At 43.4% G+C, this 26942-nt stretch carries 26 protein-coding genes; 7 read left to right on the top strand and 19 right to left on the bottom strand.

Going from position 1 to position 26942, the window contains the following annotated elements; translation table 11 throughout:
- Nucleotides 1-57 precede the first annotated feature (57 nt).
- The 6 genes from K5620_RS01810 to K5620_RS01785 all read right to left on the bottom strand — a co-directional run bounded on the left by K5620_RS01810 (nt 58) and on the right by K5620_RS01785 (nt 3280).
- Nucleotides 58-240 (bottom strand): hypothetical protein, encoded by a 183-nt coding sequence (locus tag K5620_RS01810; RefSeq protein WP_215426309.1) that lies wholly within the window; start codon nt 238-240, stop codon nt 58-60.
- A gap of 553 nt (nt 241-793) precedes the next feature.
- Nucleotides 794-1126: a hypothetical protein gene (locus K5620_RS01805; protein WP_040306570.1), complete on the bottom strand. Its 333-nt coding sequence runs from the start codon at nt 1124-1126 to the stop codon at nt 794-796.
- A gap of 142 nt (nt 1127-1268) precedes the next feature.
- Complete coding sequence (locus K5620_RS01800; protein WP_040306571.1) at nt 1269-1739, bottom strand: hypothetical protein; 471 nt, start codon at nt 1737-1739, stop codon at nt 1269-1271.
- Between the two features lie 111 nt (nt 1740-1850).
- Nucleotides 1851-2276: a DUF6678 family protein gene (locus K5620_RS01795; protein WP_040306636.1), complete on the bottom strand. Its 426-nt coding sequence runs from the start codon at nt 2274-2276 to the stop codon at nt 1851-1853.
- A 114-nt stretch (nt 2277-2390) separates the two neighbouring features.
- Nucleotides 2391-2888 carry a hypothetical protein gene (locus K5620_RS01790; protein WP_040306573.1) on the bottom strand — a complete coding sequence of 166 codons (498 nt, stop codon included), beginning with the start codon at nt 2886-2888 and terminating at the stop codon, nt 2391-2393.
- 152 nt (nt 2889-3040) lie between these two features.
- A complete protein-coding gene (locus tag K5620_RS01785; RefSeq protein ID WP_016399738.1) occupies nt 3041-3280 on the bottom strand; it encodes a P-II family nitrogen regulator in 240 nt (79 codons plus the stop codon).
- A gap of 931 nt (nt 3281-4211) precedes the next feature.
- On the opposite strand from K5620_RS01785, the gene K5620_RS01780 reads away from it, so the two are divergent.
- Complete coding sequence (locus tag K5620_RS01780) at nt 4212-4550, top strand: hypothetical protein (RefSeq protein ID WP_016399740.1); 339 nt, start codon at nt 4212-4214, stop codon at nt 4548-4550.
- A 528-nt stretch (nt 4551-5078) separates the two neighbouring features.
- Complete coding sequence (locus tag K5620_RS01775) at nt 5079-6077, top strand: homocysteine S-methyltransferase family protein (protein WP_016399741.1); 999 nt, start codon at nt 5079-5081, stop codon at nt 6075-6077.
- 27 nt (nt 6078-6104) lie between these two features.
- Here the strand turns inward: K5620_RS01775 and K5620_RS01770 are convergent, their stop codons facing one another.
- A complete protein-coding gene (locus K5620_RS01770; RefSeq protein WP_016399742.1) occupies nt 6105-6707 on the bottom strand; it encodes a LysE family translocator in 603 nt (200 codons plus the stop codon).
- A 138-nt stretch (nt 6708-6845) separates the two neighbouring features.
- Here K5620_RS01770 and K5620_RS01765 point away from each other — a divergent pair, with 138 nt between their 5' ends.
- Both K5620_RS01765 and K5620_RS01760 read left to right on the top strand, forming a co-directional pair.
- Nucleotides 6846-7328 carry an Lrp/AsnC family transcriptional regulator gene (locus tag K5620_RS01765; protein WP_016399743.1) on the top strand — a complete coding sequence of 161 codons (483 nt, stop codon included), beginning with the start codon at nt 6846-6848 and terminating at the stop codon, nt 7326-7328.
- 593 nt (nt 7329-7921) lie between these two features.
- The gene (locus K5620_RS01760) at nt 7922-8800 is read left to right on the top strand and encodes an NAD(P)-dependent oxidoreductase (protein ID WP_016399745.1); all 879 of its coding nucleotides are present in this window, start codon (nt 7922-7924) and stop codon (nt 8798-8800) included.
- 30 nt (nt 8801-8830) lie between these two features.
- Here K5620_RS01760 and K5620_RS01755 read toward each other — a convergent pair whose 3' ends face one another.
- Complete coding sequence (locus K5620_RS01755; RefSeq protein WP_016399746.1) at nt 8831-9514, bottom strand: zinc metalloprotease; 684 nt, start codon at nt 9512-9514, stop codon at nt 8831-8833.
- A 244-nt stretch (nt 9515-9758) separates the two neighbouring features.
- Here K5620_RS01755 and plsB point away from each other — a divergent pair, with 244 nt between their 5' ends.
- Nucleotides 9759-12152, top strand: a complete 2394-nt coding sequence (gene plsB / locus K5620_RS01750) for a glycerol-3-phosphate 1-O-acyltransferase PlsB (protein ID WP_016399747.1) — start codon at nt 9759-9761, stop codon at nt 12150-12152.
- Here the strand turns inward: plsB and ubiA are convergent.
- Complete coding sequence (gene ubiA, locus K5620_RS01745; RefSeq protein ID WP_016399748.1) at nt 12149-13024, bottom strand: 4-hydroxybenzoate octaprenyltransferase; 876 nt, start codon at nt 13022-13024, stop codon at nt 12149-12151. The genes plsB and ubiA overlap by 4 nt on opposite strands.
- Nucleotides 13011-13574 (bottom strand): chorismate--pyruvate lyase family protein, encoded by a 564-nt coding sequence (locus tag K5620_RS01740; protein ID WP_016399749.1) that lies wholly within the window; start codon nt 13572-13574, stop codon nt 13011-13013. The genes ubiA and K5620_RS01740 overlap by 14 nt, the downstream gene beginning before the upstream one ends.
- A 394-nt stretch (nt 13575-13968) precedes the next feature.
- On the opposite strand from K5620_RS01740, the gene K5620_RS01735 reads away from it, so the two are divergent.
- Nucleotides 13969-14370, top strand: a complete 402-nt coding sequence (locus tag K5620_RS01735) for a flagellar basal body-associated protein FliL (protein WP_016399751.1) — start codon at nt 13969-13971, stop codon at nt 14368-14370.
- A gap of 67 nt (nt 14371-14437) precedes the next feature.
- On the opposite strand, the gene glpG is transcribed toward K5620_RS01735, so the two are convergent.
- The 9 genes from glpG to prlC all read right to left on the bottom strand — a co-directional run bounded on the left by glpG (nt 14438) and on the right by prlC (nt 24738).
- On the bottom strand, nt 14438-15286 hold the full coding sequence (glpG, locus tag K5620_RS01730; protein ID WP_040306577.1) for a rhomboid family intramembrane serine protease GlpG: 849 nt from the start codon (nt 15284-15286) through the stop codon (nt 14438-14440).
- A complete protein-coding gene (gene glpE, locus K5620_RS01725; RefSeq protein ID WP_040306647.1) occupies nt 15283-15609 on the bottom strand; it encodes a thiosulfate sulfurtransferase GlpE in 327 nt (108 codons plus the stop codon). The genes glpG and glpE overlap by 4 nt, the downstream gene beginning before the upstream one ends.
- Nucleotides 15610-16014: 405 nt before the next feature.
- The gene (locus K5620_RS01720) at nt 16015-16716 is read right to left on the bottom strand and encodes an ATP-binding cassette domain-containing protein (protein ID WP_016399754.1); all 702 of its coding nucleotides are present in this window, start codon (nt 16714-16716) and stop codon (nt 16015-16017) included.
- A gap of 19 nt (nt 16717-16735) precedes the next feature.
- Entirely contained in the window at nt 16736-17500 is a 765-nt protein-coding gene (livG, locus tag K5620_RS01715; RefSeq protein ID WP_016399755.1) for a high-affinity branched-chain amino acid ABC transporter ATP-binding protein LivG, read from the bottom strand.
- Complete coding sequence (locus K5620_RS01710; RefSeq protein WP_016399756.1) at nt 17497-18768, bottom strand: high-affinity branched-chain amino acid ABC transporter permease LivM; 1272 nt, start codon at nt 18766-18768, stop codon at nt 17497-17499. The genes livG and K5620_RS01710 overlap by 4 nt, the downstream gene beginning before the upstream one ends.
- A complete protein-coding gene (livH, locus tag K5620_RS01705) occupies nt 18765-19691 on the bottom strand; it encodes a high-affinity branched-chain amino acid ABC transporter permease LivH (protein ID WP_016399757.1) in 927 nt (308 codons plus the stop codon). The genes K5620_RS01710 and livH overlap by 4 nt, the downstream gene beginning before the upstream one ends.
- 176 nt (nt 19692-19867) lie before the next feature.
- On the bottom strand, nt 19868-20986 hold the full coding sequence (locus K5620_RS01700) for a branched-chain amino acid ABC transporter substrate-binding protein (protein ID WP_016399758.1): 1119 nt from the start codon (nt 20984-20986) through the stop codon (nt 19868-19870).
- Nucleotides 20987-21485: 499 nt separating this feature from the next.
- Nucleotides 21486-22571 (bottom strand): mechanosensitive ion channel family protein, encoded by a 1086-nt coding sequence (locus K5620_RS01695; RefSeq protein WP_016399759.1) that lies wholly within the window; start codon nt 22569-22571, stop codon nt 21486-21488.
- Between the two features lie 133 nt (nt 22572-22704).
- Complete coding sequence (prlC, locus tag K5620_RS01690) at nt 22705-24738, bottom strand: oligopeptidase A (protein ID WP_016399760.1); 2034 nt, start codon at nt 24736-24738, stop codon at nt 22705-22707.
- 187 nt (nt 24739-24925) lie between these two features.
- On the opposite strand from prlC, the gene K5620_RS01685 reads away from it, so the two are divergent.
- The gene (locus K5620_RS01685; RefSeq protein WP_016399761.1) at nt 24926-26929 is read left to right on the top strand and encodes an ATP-binding protein; all 2004 of its coding nucleotides are present in this window, start codon (nt 24926-24928) and stop codon (nt 26927-26929) included.
- The last annotated feature ends 13 nt before the right edge of the window (nt 26930-26942 follow it).

The raw sequence follows: 26942 nt of genomic DNA, 5'->3' as shown, positions 1-26942 counted from the left end.
CCAAGCTTTTTAAGTCCATTCGTTGATTTGTTTGTTATGTGTGTTTGGCAAACAAATCTAATTTTTTAATGATAATTCGATACTCGTTTTTAATTGACCTAGTGTCACGATGCAGTCACGTTGCCCCACTGCCAAGTTATTCAAGTGAATATATATTTCACCATTATTATCGTTGTATTCTATTTTTTTAGATTTATTAATAATTGAAGCCAAGACCATTTCGATATTTGCGTCATTCACTTTGATATAACTCCTGTACTTATACACATAACGCCGCCATTTGCGGCAAATTTGGAGTGGTTTGATTTGTGCCAGCGTAAGCGAAAAGCACAAAACGAACCACGGAAAATTTGTCCAGCCCGCTTGCGGGCGATGCAAGATGGCTTTGTTAAGTGGACAATACCATTGAACAAAAAACTGCCCTTTTGACCGCAGTATGCAGGTAAAACCTACTATTTGAAAGCACTACAAATACCGCACGTATTTGATAGATTGAGCCAACCTACAACGACGAATTGTGGAGGATCTAACTACCCAACCTTTGGAATGCGATTGGCTATGCCTGGGCACCACCATCTCGCTTTAGCAGGCTGTATGAACACCGAACCTGTTGAAGCACCCGCCCATTTTGCGAATGGATACATACTGCAATTTATTTACCCAAGCTCTACGTTTTTTGAGACTTTGGGGCTTTGCACTTAACGCCGCCATAAGCAGACAAGTAATAGCTTGCTAAAATGTGAAGCGAAGCGGAACCGAGCAAGCTGTTGCGGGTCCGCTCTTAATGGCCTTGTTAGGTATTTTTATTTGCCAATGAATGAGAAACCATATTTACACCTATTGCAGCAAACACAAAAGGAGCTAAATACTTTAGGTAAGAAGCAAAAAGCCCTACAAGTATCCAGAACTGGGAAACTTCAGGGGTATTAACATTATAAGTAGTTGTAGCATCATTTAAAAATTGAGCCGCACCTACCACTAACGTTGAGTAAAAAATTAGAATAGTTCCTTGCTTAAGAAATTCTCCGTTAGGTGGCTTCTCTGCTTTGTATAGAGCATAGACCCTCTTTCCACCATAAAATATAATTGCTATTAATCCTATTAACCACAATACAACTGATACCAAAATTTAGACTCCTTCTTGATAAATACCTAACGCCTCGTTAAGAGGCAAAAAGTTGTTGGCTAAAATAAGCGACGAAGGAGCAAAAGCCAACTGTTTTTTGTCCTTTTAAACGACTTGTTATAAGCCGATTACACTAAGGCATTTAGCCTAAATATGGAAATGCACACCAAGCTAATATAGAAAAAAATAATAAGTTGGCGACATATCCTGCGATTTGACTCTCTTTTTTGATAGCCCAGAAGCAAATTCCTAATACCCCAGAAAATCCAACTAAATTTTCTATAGCTACTATTTTAGTGTGTAACTCACCTTGATATTTATACCCGTATTCCCAAGAGACCCAAAAATATTTGATACTTAGAAGTGAAAGCAAAAATGTTAAGCCCGTTACAATTTTAAGAAAGTGCTTACTTTGAGAGATTAGCTTAAATTCAATCAGGTAAATTATTGGAATAAATAACAAATAGAAAAAGGAAACGATCCAAGCAAGAATTACTTGATAAATTGGTATTGGATTCCAAGGTTTCATAACGCCAGTAGCCATCATAAGGCTTGAAATTGCAACAAGCAGAATTGCCCCACCGAACATCCATTTATGCTGAAGATTACTCATATGTACCTTTAGGCTTATAACGCCCACGTTAAGGGGCGGCTAAAGCTTGGCTATAATTTGTGAGGAACGAACGTCAGCCAAACTTTAGACGTCCAATCCTTTAACTGCTTGTTATGTGTAATTGTATAATTGGACGCTGTCGCTATGTCTTAAATACCCGTAAATTCTAACACCTTCTTCTGTTATCGAGAATTTAGCTGAGTTATCAATGCATATTTGAATTATTTTACCAATATGATCCACTACTTCATCGTTTAGTAAAGCGCCTCTAGAGTGACTAATTTTGGCATTGATATCAATGAATTCTAGAGCCAAGAAGTTACCCCATATTTGAGCTAACTCTGACGTAAATGGAAAAGTGGCTTCTGGCTCTGGCCAAGTAGTACCATCAATATAAGTAACTTTGAAACTTATTAGTTCATCGACTTCATTAAGATCATGAAACAGCTTATTCCATTTAGTGTTATTCATAACACCATTTAATTTGTGTTGTTCGATAAAGTTAATTATTTGAAACTTTGAATTATGATTTAACACCGAAGCTTCCATTACACATAACGCCGCAAACAGGGGCAAAGGCCAGCGGCTCGCAGCGTTGTGGCCTTTGTCCACGCGAGGAGCGAAGCGACGAGTGCTTGCTGATTTGCCTTGTTAGAGTACATGCAGCCCGGTGTTTTGTGCGATTTGCTGAACTGCATTCAGATATTTGTTTTCCTGACCAAAGATGTGGTGAGTGAAGTCGCTGCCTTCCACATAAACAGCATCAAGATCTGGCAGAACCACGATAAAACGACACATGTCTCCGTACCTGTAAGACAGGGGCTTCACGGATTTAGCGCGCCCATGGTCATTTGCGAACTTTCTGAAAGTGATGCGTTGCTTATTGCGACCGATGAACTTCACCAGGAAGCCATTGAACTGAGCCGTAAGCTCCAGTGCAAATTGGTGCAAACGAGCATCTCTTTCTTGCTGCACAGAACCAGGCACATCGTCCAATTCACGCAGCGCTTCATTTTGTGAGAGCCAATGGTCAAACACGGAAACGGCTCTTGCTTCATGGCTTTCCAGTTCAGAAACCACAGCTGAGAACTGTGCGCTTAAGGCTTCATTCTCAGCTTTACTAACGTTGAAAAATCGTCGATTACGCAATTTCCCTACCTGTACTCTAACGCCCGCATAAGGGGCAGCAAAACGTAGCGGCGATTGGTTTAAAATTTGCGAAGCACCAAAACTAAATCGCCGGTAGTTTTGATGTCCCAACCGCGCTTTTCAGCGGTGACTTGATGCGTTTGTTATGTGTATTAAATTGATGCTTCACAAATAAGCTGATACAGCTCTTTACGCTTTGGCATGTTAGGTTTTCCAGACACTTTAATCGCTTTGTCTAGATCGTATAGAAATCCTTTCCCTGGCGCACTTCTGCCAGTTTTAAGGCCATCAACAATTATATCCAACCACTTTTCTTTCACTTCACCTTCCATGTAGTAAGAAGCGAATTGGTACATTGCATCATAGCAATCTTCATTACTAGGGAAATCCATCTTTGCTTCCTCTATATACATATAACGCCCCAATAAGGGGCTAAAAATTGTTTGCTAAAATGTGAAGCGAAGCGAAACTAAGCAAACTGTTTTTAGTCCCGCTTAATTGCCTTGTTATATGGCGCTATAACCAATGCTTTTATTAATGTATTAGCGCCAAAAGCTAAGCCTACAATTAACAAAAAACTTAAAGCACCTGAAATCAAACCGTAAGGCAACCACGCTAACCAATTTATTTGGTTGTTACAATGAAACTCGCATTGAGGGTTGTGTTGCCAAGTAATATACAAAATACCAGAACAGACTAACAATGAGATTAATGTGCTAATTAAGAAAATTGCTTTAGATGATTTAACCATAACCTTTTAGCCTTATAACATTTGTATATTGCGCATGTGCGTTTACCTCATTAGACCAGTGAAAACGCGCATACTTAATCTTTTGAATTTAATGAAGAAACAAGAAAAAGGCTCAATACACCTTTGGGCAAAATGCGCATGCACAGTTAATAAACCTATTATTTATTTCAACACTAAGCTAAGTTATTGATACTACTCTTGTAATTTTTCCACCTCAAGGCAAGACGCGCAAAGATCAAACAAGTTTATTGGGCAAAAACTGAAAATCCAAATAACACTGTATAAAATCACATTAAAAAGAACGTAAACCCTTTTGGCTAAGCTACTACCAAATTCTCTAGTTACCTAGAAAAGTCGAGATGTAAAACCATTAGTTTTGGTATGGTAAAAGACGTGTGTGCCGATGTTGTTCGTAAGAAGACCTAGCAAACTTTGGGGCAAAAACGTGTTTCAAGTTGACCTAGTGAATGTCCGGAAATGTTACAGAGATACCGCCTTTAGCAACTAAATCTCTACTAAGCTCTTCCCCTGATAGTGATAAAATCACAGCATCAGAACTACCGAGAAACTCTATGTTTATCCATCATGTTAACGGCATCGACTGGCTGGTGATTACAGCTTTTGAAGAACTGAAAACACTGTTTATCGAAGAAGCGGGTGCGATCCCCTCATGCTTCTCTACTGCCAGCGAGCTGAGCCTGATTGATCAAGCCAAGCGTACCCATGGATACTTGCCTACGTTCAGCGGAATTATCACCGATACTGGCACTTTTCAAAGCCAATATAACGAAGAAGATTTAAACCCACAGCTTGCTTGCCTCGTTGAAGGACGCGGACGGGTGTTTATCTACCACGGCGGCTTTGTCGCTTTTGTGGATGACGAGCAAACCTTTATTACTCGATTGGACTGAAAATTATTTTGTAAGTTGAAACCAACGAATTGGAATCGCTAAGCATTCATTCGCATGCGTTTCGTTTATTAACAGTGTACGAATTGAATGGAGCTGGGCTCTATATTTAGAGAAAAAAGCAATGTTGCGGTTAACTGGCGAGCAATCCCCCTAGACAAACTGACTTAGAAAGAGTTTTAAAAAAGAGATTTTTGACACTAAAGCATGACGCTCAAACATAGCAAAAATTGTTATTTTCACCCTAAACCAAAAACCAATAAGAAATAAGAAATAAGAAATAAGAAATTGAAAAATATAGATAAAAGTTCGATCTCTGACACCAAAACTATAAGTAATTTCACTGTTAAGCGGAATTCTCGGCCGCGCTAAGCTTGCTAAAATTGAAAGCTACAAGAGATTCCACGAAATGGCTGCCTTCATTTTTCTAAATGATTCTATCCTTAAGCGATGCTTAGACTAAAGCACGATGACTTATAATTCGGAGCTTTTAATCGAACAGATCTTAGAGGTAAAGCCTGCTTCATCAACATGAAAAACTTTCATTATTTAGTTGCATTATCTGAATTAGACTCATTTATGGTAATTAGGGTAATGCGTACTGGTGGTATAGAAGTAATGAGTAAACATGTAGCGGTGTTAGATGGTGGAATGGGCCGAGAACTTAAAAGAATGGGAGCGCCTTTTTCACAACCTTTATGGAGTGCTCAAGCACTGATCGAATCACCTTCCTTAGTACGCCAAGCTCATCAAAACTTTATAGATGCGGGCGCCGAAATAATTACTGTAAACAGCTACGCTTGTGTGCCTTTTCATCTAGGTCAGGAATTATTCGAACGCCAAGGGGCAGTACTTGCGCAACTAGCGGCTAAGATCGCAAACTCTGTAGCAAAGTGTGCTATAAGCAACAGCCAGCGCCCGATTACGGTTGCTGGGGCCATCCCACCGGTACTAGGCAGTTATCGACCCGATCTGTTTGAACCAAAGCAAGCAATGGGCATACTCGACACTTTGGTAGCAGCTCAAGAACCCCATGTAGATATGTGGATTGCCGAAACAATTTCTAGCATTGAGGAGTTTAGTACTATTCAACAGGCACTTAAAAACAGCACTAAGAAAAAGTACTACTCTTTCACCCTACAAGACGTCCCCAATGAGCAGGCAAGCCTAAGGTCTGGCGAGTTACTTGCTGACACAGTAAAACAAGTTTGCGATACCGGCGCTGATGGTATGCTATTTAACTGTTCTATTCCTGAGGTTATGGCCGAGGCAATAAAGCAGACTAAGGCGCTAAGTAAAGCGTTCGGAAAAGAGTTAGAAATAGGCGCTTATGCCAATAGCTTTGGTCCCATTCAAGCGGGTCATAAAGCCAATAACTCATTAAATCAAACTAATGCTGTATCGGCTGAAGAGTACCTAGAGTTTGTAAAACAGTGGCACCAGCTTGGAGCCACCATCATAGGGGGTTGCTGTGGTATTCATCCTGAACACATTCAAGCAATTAGCCACTGGAAATACGCTGAGCATTAAGCGCTCGAAGCAATAGAACCTGTTAAATTAATGACCTTGGCTCAACATAAATACCACTGTTGCCGCCAAAGTAAGCCCTAAGCAGCGATTAACAATCAGCATTTGCGAAGAGGATTTTAGTAAGCGTTTTAGCGCCGCGCCAAAGTAGGCCCACACCATGGTACACAAAGTTGTGACAACTAAAAAAGCTACGATGATAACACTCACCTGCAATAGGTAGTTTCCCGACACATCGGTAAATTGCGAAAAGACGGTCATGGCAGCAATCCAAGCTTTTGGGTTCAACACCTGAATTAGGGCACCAGCCCCAAACCCCGCTGAGTGCTCTACTCTATCTTGCTCGGCCACACTATGCTGGCTGATGCCCCAAGCAATATACAATAAGTAAGCTGCTCCCAAGTATTTGAGAGCGCTATATAACTCAGGATTGGCGGTAAGTAAGCTAATTAGCCCTGCACTGGTGCCCGCAAATACAATCAGCACTCCGAATGAGGTGCCTGCAATAAATGGCAAAGCTGCAGCAAAGCCAAAGCGATTGGATATGCCCAATAAAGCTAAATTACCAGCTCCAGGTGTAATAGACATGGATGTAGCAAACAACAAAAAAGCGACTGCAATTTGAACACTCATAAACATCCACTCCACACAAATTCGATATTCAGCATAGTTTTAATAGCGAGATGAATAGTTTATTTGCTTATGCAGGAAGAATTTTGCTTTATGCGTTAAAATACACTCTATTAAAGGCAGAATATTTTAAAATTAAATATGAGAAGACAAGAAAACACCCAAGAAATACTTGATGATACCGATATTGCGATCCTGAAGCATATTCAACGTGAAGGTCGCATTAGCAATAGTAAGCTGTCTGAAAAGGTTAACTTAAGTGAAACACCTTGTTGGCGGCGCTGGAAAAGACTCGAAGAAGCCAATTACATCAGTGAATACACCGCAGTGCTTAATCGCAAAAAACTGGGCTTTAGCATGGTAGGCTTTACCTTAGTTTCACTAGGTAGTCATGATGTTGAAAACACCGATAACTTCGAAGAATTTGTATCAGCCACCGAGTGGATCCCACTGTGCCATTGCATCGCAGGTGGGGCTGATTACATGGTGCAAGTAATTGCCAAAGACTTAGATGAATATTACGAACGCATCAGCCAATTGCGAAGAGTAAACGGTGTAAGTGCCTTGCACTCCAATATCTCGGTTAAAGAGATAAAGAACAGCTACTCCATCCCCTTAGAGTAAGGCAGAGCAGAGTCTTAGGAGATTAGCGCATTAGCAACAATGCACACTTAATAAACCAAAGGTATTCAACCAAAAATCAGTTCTTGGTTGAATAACACAAGCTTAATTCCCGGCACGGTGTACTACGTAAATAACAATGTCTTGATTGTTATGATTATCGCTAGGAACAAGTGTCCTCCTTCGTTAATCGCCCCTAAATGTTCTGGAGTATCTGACTTTTTAACCGCAATCATCGCAATGTGGTATAGGCCCTTCATCATTGCCTCAACGTCATAAACCAAGCTTGAGCTCATGGCTGAGGCACAAAAATGAAGAATCAACCTTGACGGTTCCAACCCTCGCATTCTAGTCGCTAGGTCGGCACCAAAGCGCTTGTAATAAAAAGCGAACTAAGTACTAAAAGCGGAAAATTAAGGTTTGTTGGCTTTATGGAATTTCTGCTTAGAGGGCAATAAAGGACGGCTTTTGTACGATCAAAATCAAATAATTCGTACTTTAAGATAAATAAAAGCCGCTGGCCAATTGCTTAAAAAGTGACTGAGGTATATGCTTAGCCCCTATTAATAATACAATATGATTTACTGGAGTTGAAAATGACAAAACCTGTCATCGGTTTCATCGGCCTTGGTCTTATGGGCGGCAACATGGTTGAAAACCTGCAAAAGCGCGGTTACCAACTAAATGTAATGGACTTAAATAAAGAGGCTGTTGCAACGTGTGTTGCTCGTGGTGCTAAAGAAGCAAGCTCAGCAAAAGAACTAGCAGCAGCTAGTGACATTGTAATGCTTTGTTTAACCACTTCTGCAGTAGTTGAAAAACTTATCTACGCTGACGACGGCATTTTAGCTGGTATTAAAGAAGGCGCGGTATTAGTAGATTTTGGTACTTCTATCCCAGCCTCTACCCGTAAGATTGGTGAAGACCTAGCCGCTAAAGGCGCAGGCATGATTGACGCACCATTAGGTCGTACTCCTGCTCACGCTAAAGATGGTTTGCTAAACATTATGGCAGCTGGCGATATCGATACCTTTAACAAAGTTAAACCGGTATTAGACGAGCAAGGTGAAAATGTATTCCACCTAGGTGCTCTTGGCGCTGGTCACACTACTAAATTAGTAAATAACTTTATGGGTATGACTACTGTCGTTGCTATGTCGCAAGCATTTGCTGTAGCCGACCGCGCTGGTGTAAACCGCCAACAGTTATTCGACATTATGTCAGCAGGCCCTTCTAACTCACCGTTCATGCAGTTTTGTAAAAATTACGCTGTGGATGGTGTTAGTGACTTAGGTTTCTCTATTGCTAACGCAAACAAAGACCTTGGCTACTTCTTAGAAATGGTTAAAGACTTAGGTACTGAGTCTAAAATCGCTGAAGGTTCTTCTGCTAACTTAGCCGCTGCACTAGATGCAGGCCTAGGCAACGGCAATGTACCAGAGATTTTCGATTACTTTCTTAAACTAGAAAAGTAACTCGAGCTCTTAATGACAAGGGTGTAACAGTTAAACTGTTACACCCTTGTTTGTTTTAAAGCCAGCATTTCTCCATGCTAGCATCAACAGAATACCGGCAAACAAACCTGCCGATAGCGGCTCACTAACTCTGGTAGCTTCTGCCACAATCAACACTGGATTAATGTCTATCCAATAGTAATCTTCATCGCCTTGCACTAAGGGGCTGTTAAAAATACGCGTGACTTCATCAGGCGTAATCAGGGTTTGATTGTTCAAAGATGGGTTCATCAAAAACGCACCATTCATATGAGGCAAACCTAAATTATGACCGAGCTCGTGTGCTAATAGCTCTCCACCAAAAGATCCTGCAGCATAGGAAGACTCAACCACAAAATCGTTACCAAAGTACTCACCACAACCAACAATCCCCGTAAGCACAAAGCTACCACAGGCACTAATCGTGTCGATGAAATAGAAGTTAACTACATTGGCTGGGCCAACGTGCTGATTAAATAGCTGGGTGACTTCTGCGCTAGTGGTTATATCAAGCAGTTCAGGAAACACCAACTCGCTGGCCGTACCAATACGAATATCGATGATATTTTGGCCAAAGCTAGCTTGCGAATATATTTCATCCATTGCCGCTTCATTGGTGGTAATAAAGGCCGCCTGTACCATTGATGAAACAAATAGCAATAAGGCGAATACTGAGCTTTTTGTGGGCAGAGTCATAACATATTCCTTAGCGTGGTAAGCCTAATGAAAACCTTGAGTAACATATTATTAACAATAGCATCCACAACTGAATAAACTAATTTTTGCAGCAAGAATAACCTACCCAGAGTAACTCTTGAGCCTTATTTCAGTTATTTATCCAGATTCTTAATTATTTAAGATATTGCATCAAATCAAAGCCAAATTTAGATAAGTCTGCTACCCTATGCCCTGTATCAATTCACCACTATAAGCTCTTGAGATGTTACATTTACCCTCTCCAGTTTTAGCCGTTTTGCGAGCAATAATTGGCTTTTTTACTCGCGGAAAATTTGTCCCAGACAATCCCATCGCTGAGTTCAATTTAGATTTAACTCAGCCGATTATTTATGTGATCCCTAGTCATTCATTGGCCGATGTATTAACTCTACAGCTAGCCAGTAAAGAACTTGGCTTACCCGATCCCTTTGAACCGGTAATGTTTGCTGGCGAAGCGCATAAACGGGTAGCTTTTTTAGTTGATGGCAATGGAGAAACCCTAGAGCAAACCATTGAGCAATTCACCTCCGCCTTGGCCATTCACCGTAGTGACGAAAGCCACAACGCGCAGTTAGTGCCAGTTAAATTGTTTTGGGACCGTTACCCGGGGCGCGAGAGTGTAGACGACTTAATGGGCGGCAAGCCAGAACGCCCTGCAGGGGTGTTAAAGAAAACCTGGCAGGTTATCTTTAAAGGCCGCGAAAACTTAGTCCGTTTTAGTCCACCGGTATCACTTAAAGACATGGCGCAACGCCAAGGCTCCGACAAACGTATTGGCCACAAACTGGCACGTGTAGCTCGGATTCACTTTAGCCGCATGCAAATGATCGCAACCGGCCCTAAATTACCTAACCGTCGCCACATGTTTGAGCAACTACTGGCTTCGGCAACCATTCGTGAAGCGATTAATGAAGAAGCAAAAGCCAAGAACATCGACAAGGCTGCTGCTCGCCAAGCCGCCTTAAAATACTTAGAAGAAATTGCTGCCGACTTCTCGTACCGTAACTTACGTATGGCCGACGCGGTACTCAGTTGGGTTTGGAACAAAATCTATTCCGGCATTGAAGTAAACCACGCAGAAAAAGTGCGTAAACTGGCCCAAGAAGGCCATGAGATAGTTTACGCACCTTGTCACCGTAGCCACATGGACTACCTACTGCTGTCTTATGTTTTATACCACCAAGGCATGGTGCCGCCGCACATTGCAGCGGGGGTAAACTTAAACTTCTGGCCTGCCGGTCCGTTCTTTCGCCGCTCTGGCGCGTTTTTTATTCGCCGCAGCTTCAAAGGTAACAAACTCTACTCCACCGTATTTAGAGAGTACTTAGGACAGCTATTCAGCCGCGGTTACTCGGTAGAATACTTTACCGAGGGCGGTCGCAGCCGCACTGGACGTTTATTGCCACCTAAAACCGGCATGTTAGCCATGACCGTGCAAGCCATGCTAAAAGGCTTAGAGCGCCCGGTAACCATTGTTCCCGTGTACTTTGGTTACGAACACGTAATGGAAGTAGGCACTTACTACAAAGAGTTAAAAGGCAAATCTAAAGATAAAGAGTCGTTATTTTCACTATTTGGGATGCTGCGTAAATTGCGCAACTTTGGCCACGGCTACGTAAACTTTGGCGAGCCGATTAATGTAAACCAAAGCTTAAACAAACTAGCACCGGAGTGGCGAGAACATCCAGAAGAAGGTTTAAAACCCAACTGGTTGGTACCTGCGGTTAACGATATTTCCAATCAATTGATGGTGAATATTAACAGCGCCGCTGCGGTAAATGGTTTGTGTTTAAGCGCCACTATTTTATTGGCCGCCGAGAACCGAGCCCTGCCGCGCAAGCAACTGGTTAAGCAGATAAGTTTATACACATCTTTAATCGAAAACGTGCCTTATAGTGACCATGTAACGCTACCGGAAGTGGATGCAGAAACACTGTTGGATCAGGCTATTAGCCTCGACAAGTTTGAAATTCGCAGCGACTACCTAGGCGAAATTATTGCTCTAGATGAAAAACAGCAGGTACTGCTTAATTTCTATCGCAATAACATTATCCATTTGCTAATTATTCCAGCCTTTATCGCCACCGCGTTATTGCAACATCGCAGCCTGTGCCGTAGCCAATTAGTCGCCTTACTTGAGCAGCTTTATCCTTTGCTAAAAGGTGAATTATTCCTGCGTTATCAAGTAAGTGACATGAGCAACTTGGCTGACCGCTACTTAGAAGAATTTGCCGCACTAAAACTAATTAGTGATCAAGGCGATTGCTTTAACATTGACAGCCAACGTCGTGGGCGTTTGTTGCTGCTAGCTCAAGTGGCTCAAGAAAGTTTGCACCGCTACGCCATTGTTGCGGCATTGCTAGCCAAGCGCCCTCACCTAGAGCGTGCAGAGTTAGAACAGCAAGCATTGGCCGGCGCACAACGTTTAGCGCAGTTACACAATATCGACGCGCCGGAATATTACGACAAGCGCATTACCACCAACTTGCTCTCACTAATCCGCGAGCAAGGCTTAAGTGACAGTCAATCGGCAGAGGGTTTGTTCAAGCAACTCTCGCCATTGCTGGCCGATGGGGTGTACCAATCAATCAGTGAATTGTTAGATTTAGAAGCTTAAGCCGCACTAATAGCCAGCCATGCATAATGGCTGGCTATGCCTATAAACACCGCCAAACCTACATAGTTGTTGTTTAAAAAAGCTTGGAAACACGCTTCTCGCTCACGATACCTAATCAATTTTTGCTGATAGACAAACAATACCGCTGCAGCGAGCAAACCAAGATCAAAGATAAAACCTAATTGCTTCACATGACCTAAAAGCGCCAAACACAACAAACTGGCAGCCTGTAACAGCGCCACAATGAGTTTATCGAAACGGCCAAATAAGATAGCGGTAGACTTAATACCCACTTTTAAGTCGTCATCACGATCAACCATTGCGTACTTAGTATCGTAGGCCACTGTCCAACACACATTAGCCACTAATAGCAACCACGCCTCGGCAGGTACAGTGTTGGTTTGCGCCGCGTAAGCCATGGGAATACACCAACTAAAGGCCAAGCCAAGAAACAACTGCGGTAAATGGGTATAGCGTTTCATAAACGGATAAATTGCCGCCAATACTAGGGCTGCAAAAGATAGCAAAATGGTAAGGGTGTTTTGACTTAGTACCAACAGAAACGACAACACCACCAAACCAAAAAATAAGGTGAGCGCTTCACGCTCGCTGACCACTCCAGTGGCCAACGGACGCTGAGCAGTGCGTTTCACATGAGCATCCACTTTACGATCGGCAAAATCATTGATCACACAGCCAGCCGAGCGCATAAAAAACACCCCTAATACAAACACCAGCAAAATAGAAAAATCGGGTAATCCTTCGGCGGCTAACCAAAGTGCCCACAAAGCCGGCCACAGCAACAATAAAGTGCCAATGGGTTTGTCCGCCCGCATTAACTGCCAATAGGGTTTTGCGTTAGCTAGCTGCAACACCACTTTCTCCTTGATAGGCAATACAAGATGGCAAAAAAATCTCAGAAACCAACAATGGTGCCGAGGCTAATAAAAAACGTGAACGTCGCCCCCACAAAGGCTGCGGATCTTTAACATGCTGGTAAATTGCCGAGCTTTGGTCAATTTGAGCTAACTCTAAAGTTTGTCGTTGGCCTTTATCAGTAAACAGTAACTCACCTAGTGGTTTATTAGCGAGACGGCTTACCTCGGCGGCATCGCCTTCTAAGGAGCTTTTAGGTATCACGCTACGCGCAAATACCCACGGCTCGCCATCACAGCATAGCAGTACTTCACGCACCCAATAGGGTCCTGCGCAGGCCAAGGTCTTAAGCTCATGATTGGCTATCTCGGCGTAACCCTCAAACAACACTTGAATAGAGAATTGCTGGCAATGTTGGCGTAAGCGCGCGGTCAACGAACCTGGGTACTCTAGCCAGTCACGCAACTGTAGTGCTGTCATGCTTACTTGTTGTGGCAATTGCCACTTACCATCGGCCCCGCAAGGCTGCTGTTGATTTGGTTTCACGCGATCACATTGCAAAGAATTAGACTGGCATTATCCAGTAAACAGCGGTTTAAAGTAAACTCTACTTTGTACGAATGCTTCGCTGATTTGCCTTACATTTATCAGTAATATTTGTGGGGTTAAGCTAAGTTACCAAACTGCTTTACTTGGGGTTTCTGTCTTTCACGGTTAGATTTTGTTCGAGAGAAAATCGCTTTAAGCGCGGCAAGGCCTGTGCAGGCTAGGTAAACATTAGAGCCGCTACCTTGTATAAATAAGCCATAAATTGGCGCAAAATCAACTCGAAAGGCCAACAGCCCTTAACAAGTCTTGTATTATTTTCCATCACCAGCTTGACCTAGTGCCCGCTAACAGAAACAATAAAGCTAGGACTACCAAGGAAATACACCGTCGCATGAAATTTGTTCACAGCTTGCTGTTATGTTGCAGCTTATTCTTCTCCTCGCTGGCCTACAGCCAAGAAGCAGGAAACTCTAGTTATGCATATTTTGGCTTCGAACCCGATATCATTACTAACTACATTAGCACTGGCAAGAAGCTTGGTTACGTGCGCATTACTGCCGAAGTAATGGTCGAGAACCAAAGTGCTTTAAGCAGCATTGAGCACCACGCACCACTCATTCGCGACGCAATTATCGAGATACTGGGTCATCAACGTGAAGAAGACATTAAGTCTTTAAAAGGCCGCGAAGAAATTCGCATTTTATGCCAAGAAGCGGTTAACGATTTATTAGTACAAGAAACCGGTAAAAAGCTAGTGAGCAAATTGCTGTTCACTAAGTACTTATACCAATAAAGCTCGTTGATAGATTAAACCCAAAAAGCCCATCGTCGATGGGCTTTTTGCTTATTAACAACTGATGTTAATTGGGCTGCTGCTTGTCGAAAAATTTATCTAACAGCGCCTGAGCACAGCCAACAAACAAACCAAATAAGTGGGCCAAGTTAGCGGTAGAAGGTCCCACCACGTCCATAAAACCAATGACCAGCCAGACTAACATAAAGCCAACAATAGCCGGGCTAAGCTGCAAACCAGCCTGCGGGCGTAACCAGCCGGTAAACCAACAGTATCCCAGTAAGGCGTACACTACCCCCGACAAACCGCCAAAGTAGGGGCCAGTTGCCAGCAGTTGTGCCACGTTAGGTATCACCGCAGCCACAAGGGTAATCAGCAACAATTTAGAGCTACCTAGCTGGCGTTCAATTTCGCCCCCCAACTGCCACCACCACAAACCATTAAAGACAATATGGATCACCGAGAAGTGCAGAAAGATAGGTGTTATCACTCGCCAAAACTGATCTGAGGCTAACATACTCAACTGTGGCGTAATGGTAAGGTTGAGCATCAAATAACGCTCAAAACCAATGTTCATAAACAAATAAACCACGGCGGAAATCAGCAAAACCGCCAAAGTAACTGGGCCAGCATGCGCAAAAAAAGCACTTTTAACCAGCCCCTTTCCACCATAAGAGAATTTAGCTTTACGGCTATCGGCCACAGTCCAAGAAGCTGCTAGGTATTTTTCATCGTTAGGGTTTTCAATAAACTGCTTGAGCTCGTATTCAGCTTTATCTAGATGTTGCTCATCAATTAAGAAAACCGCCACACCTTGATCAGCTGGTGCCAATTGGCACTCAATTTTAAGCACTGCCATATAATCGACAAAAGCTTGGGCGACCCGAGGGTTACCCATTACGATTAATTGCTTCACTCAGCATCACCTGATTCAAAAGGAGCAACTTGGCGCCAAGCTTCAAAGCCACCTTGCAGGCTATATACTTCTTCAAAGCCTTGATGAATTAAATACTGCGCAGCACCTTGGCTAGAAATACCGTGGTAACACATTACGATAAGTGGCGTATCAAACTCGGTTTCCGAAATAAGCTGATTTAAGCTGCCATCACTTAAATGAAAGGCATTAACAGGATGAGCTTGAGAAAAAGACTGCGGATCGCGCATATCTAGCAATACCGCGCCTTCTGAAGCGAGCTTTTGCTGAGCGCCATTTACATCAATTTGTTCAAACTGTTCCATCATCTTTTTCACCGCTGTAATTTTTGTTTCACTTTAACTGGTTTAAGGGCAAAGAAAAAGCCACAAACCATAAGGAGATTACTAGGGTCTGTTGATCTTTGGTGTTGAAATTTTGTTCAAGATAAGCGGGCTTTAATCGCGGCGAGCACTTAGAAGCCTAGTGGGCTAAGCAAGAAGTGCTTAACAAAGAGTAAAGTTCGCTTATCCGAACCCTTCAGGCAACATTTCTTAGCCATTTATTCAGCGTTAGCGAGTGATTATTAAGACCACTTAACTGCACACTCACTGCCTTGCCTAAATGGCTAATAAATTGCTGCAAAATCCATCAGCAAAGATCAACAGACCCTAGCTGTAAGCATAAAAAAAGCAAGCCGAAGCTTGCTTAAATTAGTTCTGGATAAGGATTTAGGCGCCAAGATAGGCTTTACGCACATCCTCGTTCACCAGCAAGTTATCACCAGTGTCTTCAAGAACAATCCTGCCATTTTCCAGTACATAACCACGGTCGGCTAAGCGTAACGCTTGGTTAGCATTCTGTTCTACTAAAAACACCGTCATTCCACGTTGGCGCAACTGCTCCACAATATCAAAAATCTGCTGAATGATAATTGGCGCCAAACCAAGCGAAGGCTCATCTAATAGCAGCAAACGAGGGTTGCTCATTAACGCGCGGCCAATGGCTAACATTTGTTGCTCACCACCAGACATCGTGCCCGCGCGCTGACTCACCCGTTCTAACAAACGCGGGAACAAGCTATACACCTCTTCAATGCGCTCGGCGGTTTCTTGCTTAGTCGCAAAAAACGCGCCCATGTGCAGGTTTTCTTCAACGGTTAAACGCGAGAAAATCCGGCGGCCCTCTGGTACCACAGCAATGTCGCCACGCATGATGTCGTGGGTTTGACTATTGGTAATGTCTTTACCGTCAAACAAAACTTGGCCACTGCTGGCTCGCGGGTCGCCACACAAAGTCATTAGCAAAGTGGTTTTACCGGCACCATTGGCACCAATTAAACTCACAATCTCGCCTTGGTTCACTTTTACACTTACATCGTGCAGAGCTTGAATTGGGCCGTAGTGGGTTGAAACATTTTTTAACTCTAACATTGTTATTTTCTACCTCAGCCTAAAACTCGCCCAAGTAGGCTTTAATCACCTCGGGGTTATTGCGAATTTCTTCTGGCGTACCGTTGGCTAAAGGACAGCCTTGGTTAACCACATAAATACGATCTGATATGCCCATCACCAACTTCATATCGTGCTCAATCAGCAATACCGATACATTTTCATTGTCACGCAAGTCCATAATCAAGCGATCTAGATCGTCGGTTTCCTTAGGGTTTAAACCAGCGGCAGGCTCATCGAGCATCAAAATTTCTGGACGCGTTACCATGCAACGGGCAATCTCTAAGCGGCGCTGCTGACCATACGCCAAATTGCCGGCTTTGCGATTAGCAAACTCTTTTAGATCAACCTTATCAAGCCAATATTCAGCAAAGGCTAAGGCATCTGCCTCACTCTTTTTAAAACTTGGCGTTTTTAGTAAACCCGCTAAGAAGTTGGTATTTAAATGGCGGTGCTGCGCCACTAATAGGTTCTCGACCACGCTCATATCTTTAAACAAACGAACGTGTTGGAAAGTACGAACAACGCCTTTGCGAGCAATTTGATGACCCGCTAAACCTTGAAGTGCTTCGCCACGGTAAAGAATTTGCCCGGCAGTAGGTTTATAAAAGCCAGTTAAGCAGTTAAATACTGTGGTTTTACCCGCCCCATTTGGGCCAATTACCGACACCACTTCTTTCTCGTTTAGCTTAAGAGCAACATTATTTACCGCCAATAAGCCACCAAAACGCATGGTAAGGCCATTTACATCTAATAAAGCACTCATGCCTTGGCCTCCTCTTTTAACTCAATATGAGGACGAGACATTGGCAATAAGCCCTGTGGTCGCCAAACCATCATAAATACCATCATCAAACCAAACATCAACATGCGATATTCATTAAATTCGCGCGCCATCTCTGGCAATACCGTCATAATAATTGCCGCCAAAACAACACCAATTTGCGAGCCCATTCCGCCCAGTACCACAATCGCCAAAATAATTGCCGATTCAATAAAGGTGAAAGATTCGGGGCTAATAAAGCCCTGACGCGCAGCAAAAAAGCTACCTGCAAAACCGGCAAAGGCAGCACCAATAGTAAAGGCACTCAACTTAACCACAGTAGGATTTAAACCTAATGAGCGACAGGCAATTTCGTCCTCACGTAGTGCTTCCCATGCACGGCCAATTGGCATTCTTAATAAACGGTTAATCACAATTACCGTTAGCACCACCAATAACAAGGCCATTAAATACAAGAAAATCACTTTGTATTGCGAGTTGTAGCTAATACCAAAAAAGTTGTGGAAGGTATCAAAACCCTCGCCTTTCAACCGGCGGTTAAACTCCAAACCAAACAAGGTAGGCTTAGGAATACCACTGATCCCGTTTGGGCCACCGGTAAGGTGAGTTAAATTATTTAGCAATAGGCGAATAATTTCACCAAAACCTAGCGTTACAATAGCTAAGTAATCACCCCGTAGGCGCAATACTGGGAACCCCAACAAAAAGCCAAACAAGGCCGCCATAGCGCCAGCAATGGGCAAACAAACCCAAAAACCAAAGCCGTCGGCACTTAGCAGCGCATAAGTGTATGCACCTACCGCATAAAAGCCTACATAACCTAAATCCAGCAAGCCGGCTAAACCAACCACCACATTAAGGCCCAAGCCTAGCATCACGTAAATAAGCGTGAGCGTTGCCAAATCCACCGAGCCACGGCTTACCATAAAGGGCCAAATAATTGCGCCAGCTAAGGCAAAAGACACCAGCAAGCGATAAGCCTTTGGGTTTTGCTCCGGACTAGGCAGTTTAAAGTTAAAGCCCTTGCTTGGGGCTTTTCCGACTTTTTTCTTAAATAAAAGAGGATGAAGTAACTGGCTAACAAATACTGCCGCCATGCCAATGAATAACCATTTTAGATGACCTTCATCGGCCAAAGCCAAGTTTAAGCCACTGCTGCTTGGCTCCATACGAATGCCCAATAGCCAGCCGGCCAACAGCATAAAAGTGATGGTAGAAATTAACGCACCAGAGAGATTGAGCTTACTCATACTTTCTCAACCTCCGGCTTACCAAGTAAACCTGTAGGCATAAATAACAATACAAAACACAACAAACCAAACGACACTACGTCTTTGTATTCAGTACTAAAGTAACCTGCGGTAATTGCCTCGGTAATGCCTAACAACAAACCACCTACCACTGCCCCAGGAATAGAACCAATACCGCCCAATACCGCTGCAGTAAAGGCTTTTAAGCCTGCCATAAAGCCAATGTAAGGATTAATTACACCGTAATAAATACCCAATAGCACACCCGCTACTGCCGCTAATGCAGCACCAATCACAAAGGTGAGAGAGATAACTTTATTGGTATCGATACCCAATAGGTTGGCCATGCCGATGTCTTCTGAACAAGCGCGACAGGCACGTCCCATGCGCGAGTGAGTAATAAAGGTGGTTAGTGCAATCATGGTGACAAATGTCACTACAAAAATAACTAACTGCATGTAGGAAATAGTTAGGTTAAAGCCGTCTTCTGGACCAAATGTCCAACCACCAGTAATTAAACTGGGCATGGCAATGTCTCGGCTGCCCTGCGACAGTCGCACCAAGTTCTGCAAGAAGATCGACATACCAATGGCCGAAATGAGCGCAATTAGGCGATTACCGCCGCGCACCGGCCGATAGGCGATCTTTTCAATGGTCCAGCCGTAGGCGCTGGTAATAATGATGCTTATTGCAAACGCACCAAATAACAAAATAGGTAAGGAGTCTAGGCCCATTAAGGCCAATGCAGCTAACACGATAAACGCGACGTAACTACCGATCATATACACTTCACCATGAGCGAAGTTAATCATGCCGATAATGCCGTACACCATGGTGTACCCAATGGCGATAAGTGCGTAGGTGCTACCAATGGTTAAACCATTAACTAGCTGCTGAAAGAAATAAAAAAATTGCTCAGACATAACTGCCCCAATCTAGTGGCCAACGCCACCTATACCGGCAAGTAAGTGTATTCAGTGTTGCGGCCCAAACCGCTGATAACCTTGTTACCCAGCTGACTTATCTTGTTTGGTATATTTAGTGTCTTAAAAACAGAAACACCGACTAACTTATCGTTAGCCGGTGTGGTATTACGCGCTTACTTAGCTGCTGAAGAAGAACCGTCAGCGTGCCAAGTGAATACACCAAAGTCGAAGCCTTTAAGGTCGCCTTTAGCATCCCACTGAAGTGGGCCCATAACCGTTTCAACGGTGTTACCACGTAGGAATTCGGCTACAGCTTCTGGATCATCACCTGCAGCATTTACGCCAGCAACAATACTTTGCATGGCAGCAAAGGCTGTCCATACGAATGGACCAGTAGGATCGTCGCCATTCTTAACTAGAGCATCTACCACTGGTTTGTTGGCAGGATCTAGGTCGTATTTCTTAGGAAGCGTAACCAATAAACCTTCTGAAGCTGCACCAGCAATCGCAGAAATGTCTTTGTTACCCACACCTTCCGGCCCCATAAAGGTGGCTTTTAAGCCTTTTTCTGAAGATTGACGAAGAATCAAACCTAGCTCTGGGTGGTAACCACCATAGTAAACAAAATCTACGTTCTCTTTCTTCAACTTAGCAATTAGTGCTGAGAAGTCTTTATCACCAGCTGTTACACCTTCAAAAGCCACTACTTTAGTGCCAGCGCCTTCTAGCTCATTTTTCACAGAAGTAGCAATACCTTCACCGTATTGTTGCTTATCGTGAATTACCGCTACACGCTCGGGTTTAACCGCATTGATAATATAACGTGCGGCAGTTGGGCCTTGGTCGCTGTCTAGACCAATGGTGCGGAAAATAAGTTGGTAATCGCGGGTAGTGATGTCTGGGTTAGTTGAAGCAGGCGTAATCATCAATACACCTTCATCTTCATATACGTCTGACGCTGGTTGAGTCGCACCTGAACAAAGGTGACCAATTACGTATTTAACGCCGTCGTTAATGATTTTGTTGGCTACGGCCACGGCTTGCTTTGGCTCACAAGCATCATCGTAAACTACTGCTTCAATTTGCTTGCCAGATAATGCGCCAGCTTGGTTAAGCAATTCTACTGCAATACCGCCACCAGCAAATTGCATGTCACCGTATTGCGCAACCGGACCAGTTACTGGGCCAGCAATTGCTACTTTAATTGTGTCTGCTGCCTGTGCAAAAGTAGCAGCGCCAAATAGAGCTAGCGATACCGCTACCCCTGAAGCTGATTTTGTCCATTTAGTCATTGATAACTCCATGTTAGCTTTTTGTTATATTGAGTGTGTTTGCAGAAGTGCCGCATTAAACCATAATGCAGATTTCACCCCATTGGCTGTTGTTTTACCCTAAGTTTGCAGTGTTTCACAAGTCGCCTTCCTGAAGCTGGCACTATCACATAGGGTTTTAGCAACTTATTTATCTAGACTAAAAACAATACACCGATCACATACAGCAACATATTTCGCACAACTAAACTTTTAAGCTACAAATAGATCTAAATCCAAAATTTAAACCTTATTTATCTCAAATATGCTACTGCTCTGCTGAATTACTAAATTTTGATAAGGTTAAATTAAATTTTACAGGATAAAAATAAAGCCATTTGGCCTAAAGCCATAAGAATAGGCTGAAATCACCAGTAAGTTTTTGAGGTTTTACGCTTAAACAAAGAATAAATATGCAGGGGTTAATAGACGAATATAAGGTTTAGCAGAAACAGCACAGCTGCTGTTTCTGCTCTTTTGATTAAGCTTCTATATCTGCTGGGCTAGGGTTTAAATGAAGAGTACGAGTAGGGAAGGCAAACTCGGCACCGTTAGCTTCCACAATCTCTACGATCTTATTCAACACATCTTGCTTTACTTCGTGATATTTCACCCAGTTGGTGGTTTTAGTAAAGGTGTAGATAAAGAAGTCCAGTGACGAAGCATTAAAGCTATCAAAATTTACCATCAAGGTTTGGCTGGTATCTATCTCGGGGTGATTACGTAGCATTTGCTCCACTTCAGCCACAACCTTACTCATCTTGCTTGCATCATCATAACGAATACCAATGGTTTCTTTGATTCGCCGATGACTCATTCGACTGGGGTTTTCCACGGCAATACTAGAAAAAATAGAGTTAGGCACGTACAAAGGGCGTTTGTCGAAGGTGCGAATTTTAGTCACTCGCCAGCCTATGTTTTCAACCGTGCCTTCAATGCTGCGATCGGGTGAGCGGATCCAATCACCCACTTTAAAAGGTTTATCAAAGTAGACCAACAGAGCACCAAAAAAGTTAGCCAACAGGTCTTTGGCGGCCATACCAACAATTAATCCGCCCATACCGCCAAAAGCTAATACGCCAGAAATACTAAAGCCTAAAGTTTGAAACACCGCCAACAAAAACAAAATGATTACAGCAGCTCGGCATAACTTAGCCACAGCCTGCACGGTGGTTTTATCTTTACCCACCACTATCAGCTGCTCTTCGGCTCTGCGCACAAAGCGCATGGCTGCCCAAGCAAACATGAACACAACCATCACTTGGCGAATAATTGGAATGTAAGGCTTAAAGTCTGAATCCAAGGCATTAGCAAAGGCAACTGCCACTAATGACAAACCCACTACCGCAATCATCCAGTTAATCGGTTTCCAAAGTGAAAACCAAATAGCGTCGTCCCATACGGTTTTGGTTTTCTCGGTTAGGCGGCTCATGCGTGAGGCTAAAATACGCCAAACCAAAAAGGCCACCAGAGTGATGCTTAACACGACAAATACATCGAATAACCAATTAGACGTGGCTAGTTGAGCTTGCTCCTGCTCTAACCACTGGGCAAATTCTTCAAACATTAATCCATCTCTTTGTTCAATAACCTAAACAAGCTTAACTCAACATCCACCGATTGTGGCTAACAGTTTGGCCAAGTTTACATAAACAAAACGCGGCTTTAGCCGCGTTTTAATTGATCTTTTACCCGCAAAATTAGGCAGCAATGCCAGAGTGACGCAACAGAGCATCAACTTTAGGCTCACGCCCCCTAAAGGCTTTAAACAGCTCCATAGGTTCTTGTGAGCCACCTTTCTCAAGAATATTGCTCAAGAAATGCGAGCCAGTTTCAGGGTTGAAAATACCCTCGTCCTCAAATTTAGAGAAGGCATCTGCCGACAATACTTCAGCCCATTTGTAGCTGTAGTAGCCTGCACTGTAGCCACCAGCAAAAATATGGCTAAAGCTGTTCTGAAAACGGTTAAAGCTAGGTGGCTTAATTACCGATACTTGTGCACGCACTTCGTTTAATAGATCTAATACACTACGGCCATTGGCTGGCTCGTGGTGTAAGCGGAAGTCAAATAACGAAAACTCTAATTGGCGCACCATAGTCATCGCCGATTGAAAGTTGCGAGCCGCTAGCATTTTATCTAGTAGCGCTTGTGGCAGCGGCTCACCTGTTTCGTAGTGACCAGAAATAAAGGCCAGTGCGTCGCTTTGCCAACACCAGTTTTCTAAAAACTGGCTAGGTAGCTCTACAGCGTCCCAGGCCACCCCGTTAATGCCAGAAACCGCCGCTTCATCCACTTTGGTAAGCATGTGGTGAATACCGTGACCAAACTCATGGAACAAGGTAATCACTTCATCATGAGTGAATAGCGCTGGTTTATCACCTACCGGTTTATTGAAGTTACAGGTTAGGTAAGCAACAGGTTTAATCAGTTCACCCTTGGCATCGACACGACGGTCAATACAACCATCCATCCAAGCGCCACCACGTTTATGTTCGCGGGCATACAAATCTAGATAAAACGAGCCGCGCAACTCTCCACTTTGGTCGCTAATTTCAAAAAAGCGTACGTCAGAATGCCAGGTATCTACGTTTTGCTTCTCGCTTACCTCAACCTTAAATAGGCGTTTAACCACTTCGAACAAACCGCCAAGTACCTTGTCTTCTGGGAAGTAAGGGCGTAACTGTTCATCAGAAATAGCGTAAGTATGTTGTTTTAGTTTCTCAGAGTAATAGGCCATATCCCAAGCCGCTAAGTCAGATACCTGATGCTGCTCTTTGGCAAAGGCTTCTAGCTCGGCTAATTCGCGCTCAGCTTGCGGCTTAGAGCGTGCAGCAAGGTCATTCAAAAAGCCCAATACTTGAGAGGGTGACTCAGCCATTTTAGTGGCTAACGATTTATCGGCGTAACTATCAAAACCCAGCAGTTTTGCTAGCTCGCTACGCAGCTCTAGCTCTTCGTCAATAATCGCGGTGTTATCGAACTTTTCATCGGTACTTGCTTGCTCCGAGGCGCGGGTGCTAAAAGCGCGGTACATTTCTTCACGCAGCTCACGTTTGTCGGCATAGGTCATCACCGGCAAGTAACTTGGAAACTCCAACGTTAGTAAGTAGCCATCAAGTTCTTTGGCTTCTGCGGCTTGTTTAGCGGCAGCTAAAGCAGACTCTGGCAGACCGGCGAGGTCATTTACATCGGTAATCTGTTTTTGCCAAGCTAAAGTGGCATCCAATACATTATTAGAAAACTGCGAAGATAGCTCAGACAAGCGCTTCACAATCTCACCATAACGGCTTTGCTGCTCGGCTTCTAAACCGATGCCCGACAATTCAAAGTCACGTAATGCGTCACTAATCGATTTTTGCTGGGCTAGATTATAACTGGCAAAGGCATCGCTATCGGCAAGTTGTTTGTAGGCTTGATACAAACCTTTATGTTGGCCAACAAAGGTGCTGTATTCAGACAATAGCGGTAAACAAGCTTCATAAGCTTCGCGCAACTCTTGGCTATTTACCACCGAGTTACAGTGGCTCACTGGTGACCACAAACGGCTTAAACGGTCATTCACTTCATCCAAGGGCAAGATAAAGTTTTGCCAAGTTGGCGTAGCGTGCTGAAGCACCTCGTCAATGGTGGTGCGGCATTCCTCAATCACTTGCTCTACTGCAGGCTGCACATGTTCAGGTTTAATTTTGCTAAACGGAGGTAATCCAGGTAAATCAAGTAAAGGGTTACTCATAGGGGATCCTTAAAGATTGAGAAATGTTAGCTATGAATAGATTAATCTGGGGCTAAAAATTTGTAAATCAACCCACGTTTAGTGATTTGGACAGTTTACATAGCTTTGAATTAGACTATGATTTCCTTAGGGATTATTTTGGTTTCTTGGTTTATCAATAACCTAGACCAACAGGACTCATCGATTAATGGACAATAATAACAATACTCCAAGAGTTGAAAACTCAGGGCTGTGGCAAAAACTAGCCTTAAATAAAGGCACTAACAGCCTATCATTACGGATGCTGTCCTACATCCTTATCTGCTCTACCCTGCTTGCTCTTATCATCACTCTTATCCAACTTCGCTACGACTACAAACAAGACGTTCAAGTTATCGAAGAAAGCATTGATCAAATTGAAGTAAGTTTTTTGCAACCCATCGCCGCCAGTTTATGGAACTTAGACGAAGAGCAAGTTGAGGTACAAATTGAGGGCATTATGAATTTGCCCAATATGCAATATGTGTTGGTAAAAGAAATCCTAGGATCTTCTGAGGTACCTTTGCTAGCGCGCGGCCGCTCTGCTGACCGTTACGACTTATCCCAAGAATTTGAACTTATCTATCAAGGTGAAATGGTAGGTAAACTGTTTGTGGCAGCCTCACTTGAGCAGGTTTATGAGCGCTTGTGGCAAAAAGCCATGCTGATCTTAATCAGCCAAACCGTGAAAACCTTAGTGGTTTCTATTGGTATTTTGTTCATCATTTATTACGTGATTGTGCGCCATCTAAATACCATTGTGGAGTACACCCGCAACCTTGACCTAGATAACTTAGGCGCACCGTTAAAAATTGATACTGGCAATAAAACGCGTAACGATGAGTTAGGAGAACTGGTTAATACCCTTAACCAAATGACCCAAAAGATCGACCATGAATTTGATCAAAAACTCAAAGCTACTGAACAGCTGGCACATGAGCGCGATTTCTCTGCAACGGTAATTAATGCGAGTAACGCGGTTATTGTCACCCTTGATAATCAGCTTAATGTGCTCACCGCTAACCCTGCAGGGGTAATGCTCACCGGATTCCACCAAGAAGAATTAGAAGGGCAAAATTGGCTAAGCGTATTTATTGATAATGATATGCGCGAAAAAATTGAAACCGATTTGCGCCAGTTGCGGGTTATTCAAGACCAAGAATTAACTCTTACGGATCAAGCCAACAATCAATACACCCTACTGTGGACCTTTGTGCCTTTTTACGAGGGCAACCATGTATCACGAATGATTGCCTTTGGTTACGATGTAACTCCTCTCAAACGCGTTGAGAAAGAGATTAAAGAGCTCAACGATGAACTTGAGCAAAAAGTGCAATCTCGTACCGAGCGACTAGAAGAAAGTAACCTGCAATTAGCCAGCGCCTTCGACAAGCTTAAAAACGCTCAGCAATCTCTGGTTGAAGCCGAAAAAATGGCATCGTTGGGTGGCTTAGTGGCCGGCGTTGCCCACGAGATTAATACGCCAATTGGCATTAGTGTAACAGCCGCCTCTTACTTGCAAGAGCAAGGTAACCAGCTAGAGAAGAATATTGAGAGCGGAAAATTAAGCCGCAAGTTTATGGAAGAATTGATTCAAAACCTCAACCAATCTACCGAATTACTGCTTAACAACTTAAGACGTGCATCCGACCTTATCAGCAGCTTCAAACAAGTAGCGGTAGACCAAAGCTCCGAGGCTTGTTACACCTTTAACCTTAACGAGAATGTTAACCAAGTAATCACTTCCTTAGGCCACAAAATTAGACGTTCGGGCTGTGAGATAGTCGTTGATTGTGATGATGACTTAGAGCTTTACAGCTTCCCTGGGAGCTTTACTCAAATCTATTCCAACTTGATTTTAAACTCGGTTAAACACGGCTTTGAAGGCTGGGAAGGTGATAAACGTATCGACATTTCCATTCACCGAGAAGACGACCAACTGCATATCGACTATCGCGACTCGGGACGCGGCGTAGATAGCAACATTGCTCAGAGAATTTTTGACCCCTTTGTCACCTCAAAACGAGGCCAAGGCGGCAGTGGTTTAGGCACACACATTGTCTACAACCTAGTGGTTCAGCTACTTAAAGGGCACATTGCTTTTGATAGCAAACCTGATGAAGGGGTGCACTTTTCTATCCGCTTGCCTTACCAAGCGCAAAAAGCTGATTAACATCTGTCTTTAG

Origin of the sequence: Agarivorans albus, assembly GCF_019670105.1 — a bacterium.
GTDB classification, from domain to species: Bacteria; Pseudomonadota; Gammaproteobacteria; order Enterobacterales; family Celerinatantimonadaceae; genus Agarivorans; species Agarivorans albus.
This window is presented reverse-complemented; position numbering and strand designations above follow the sequence as displayed.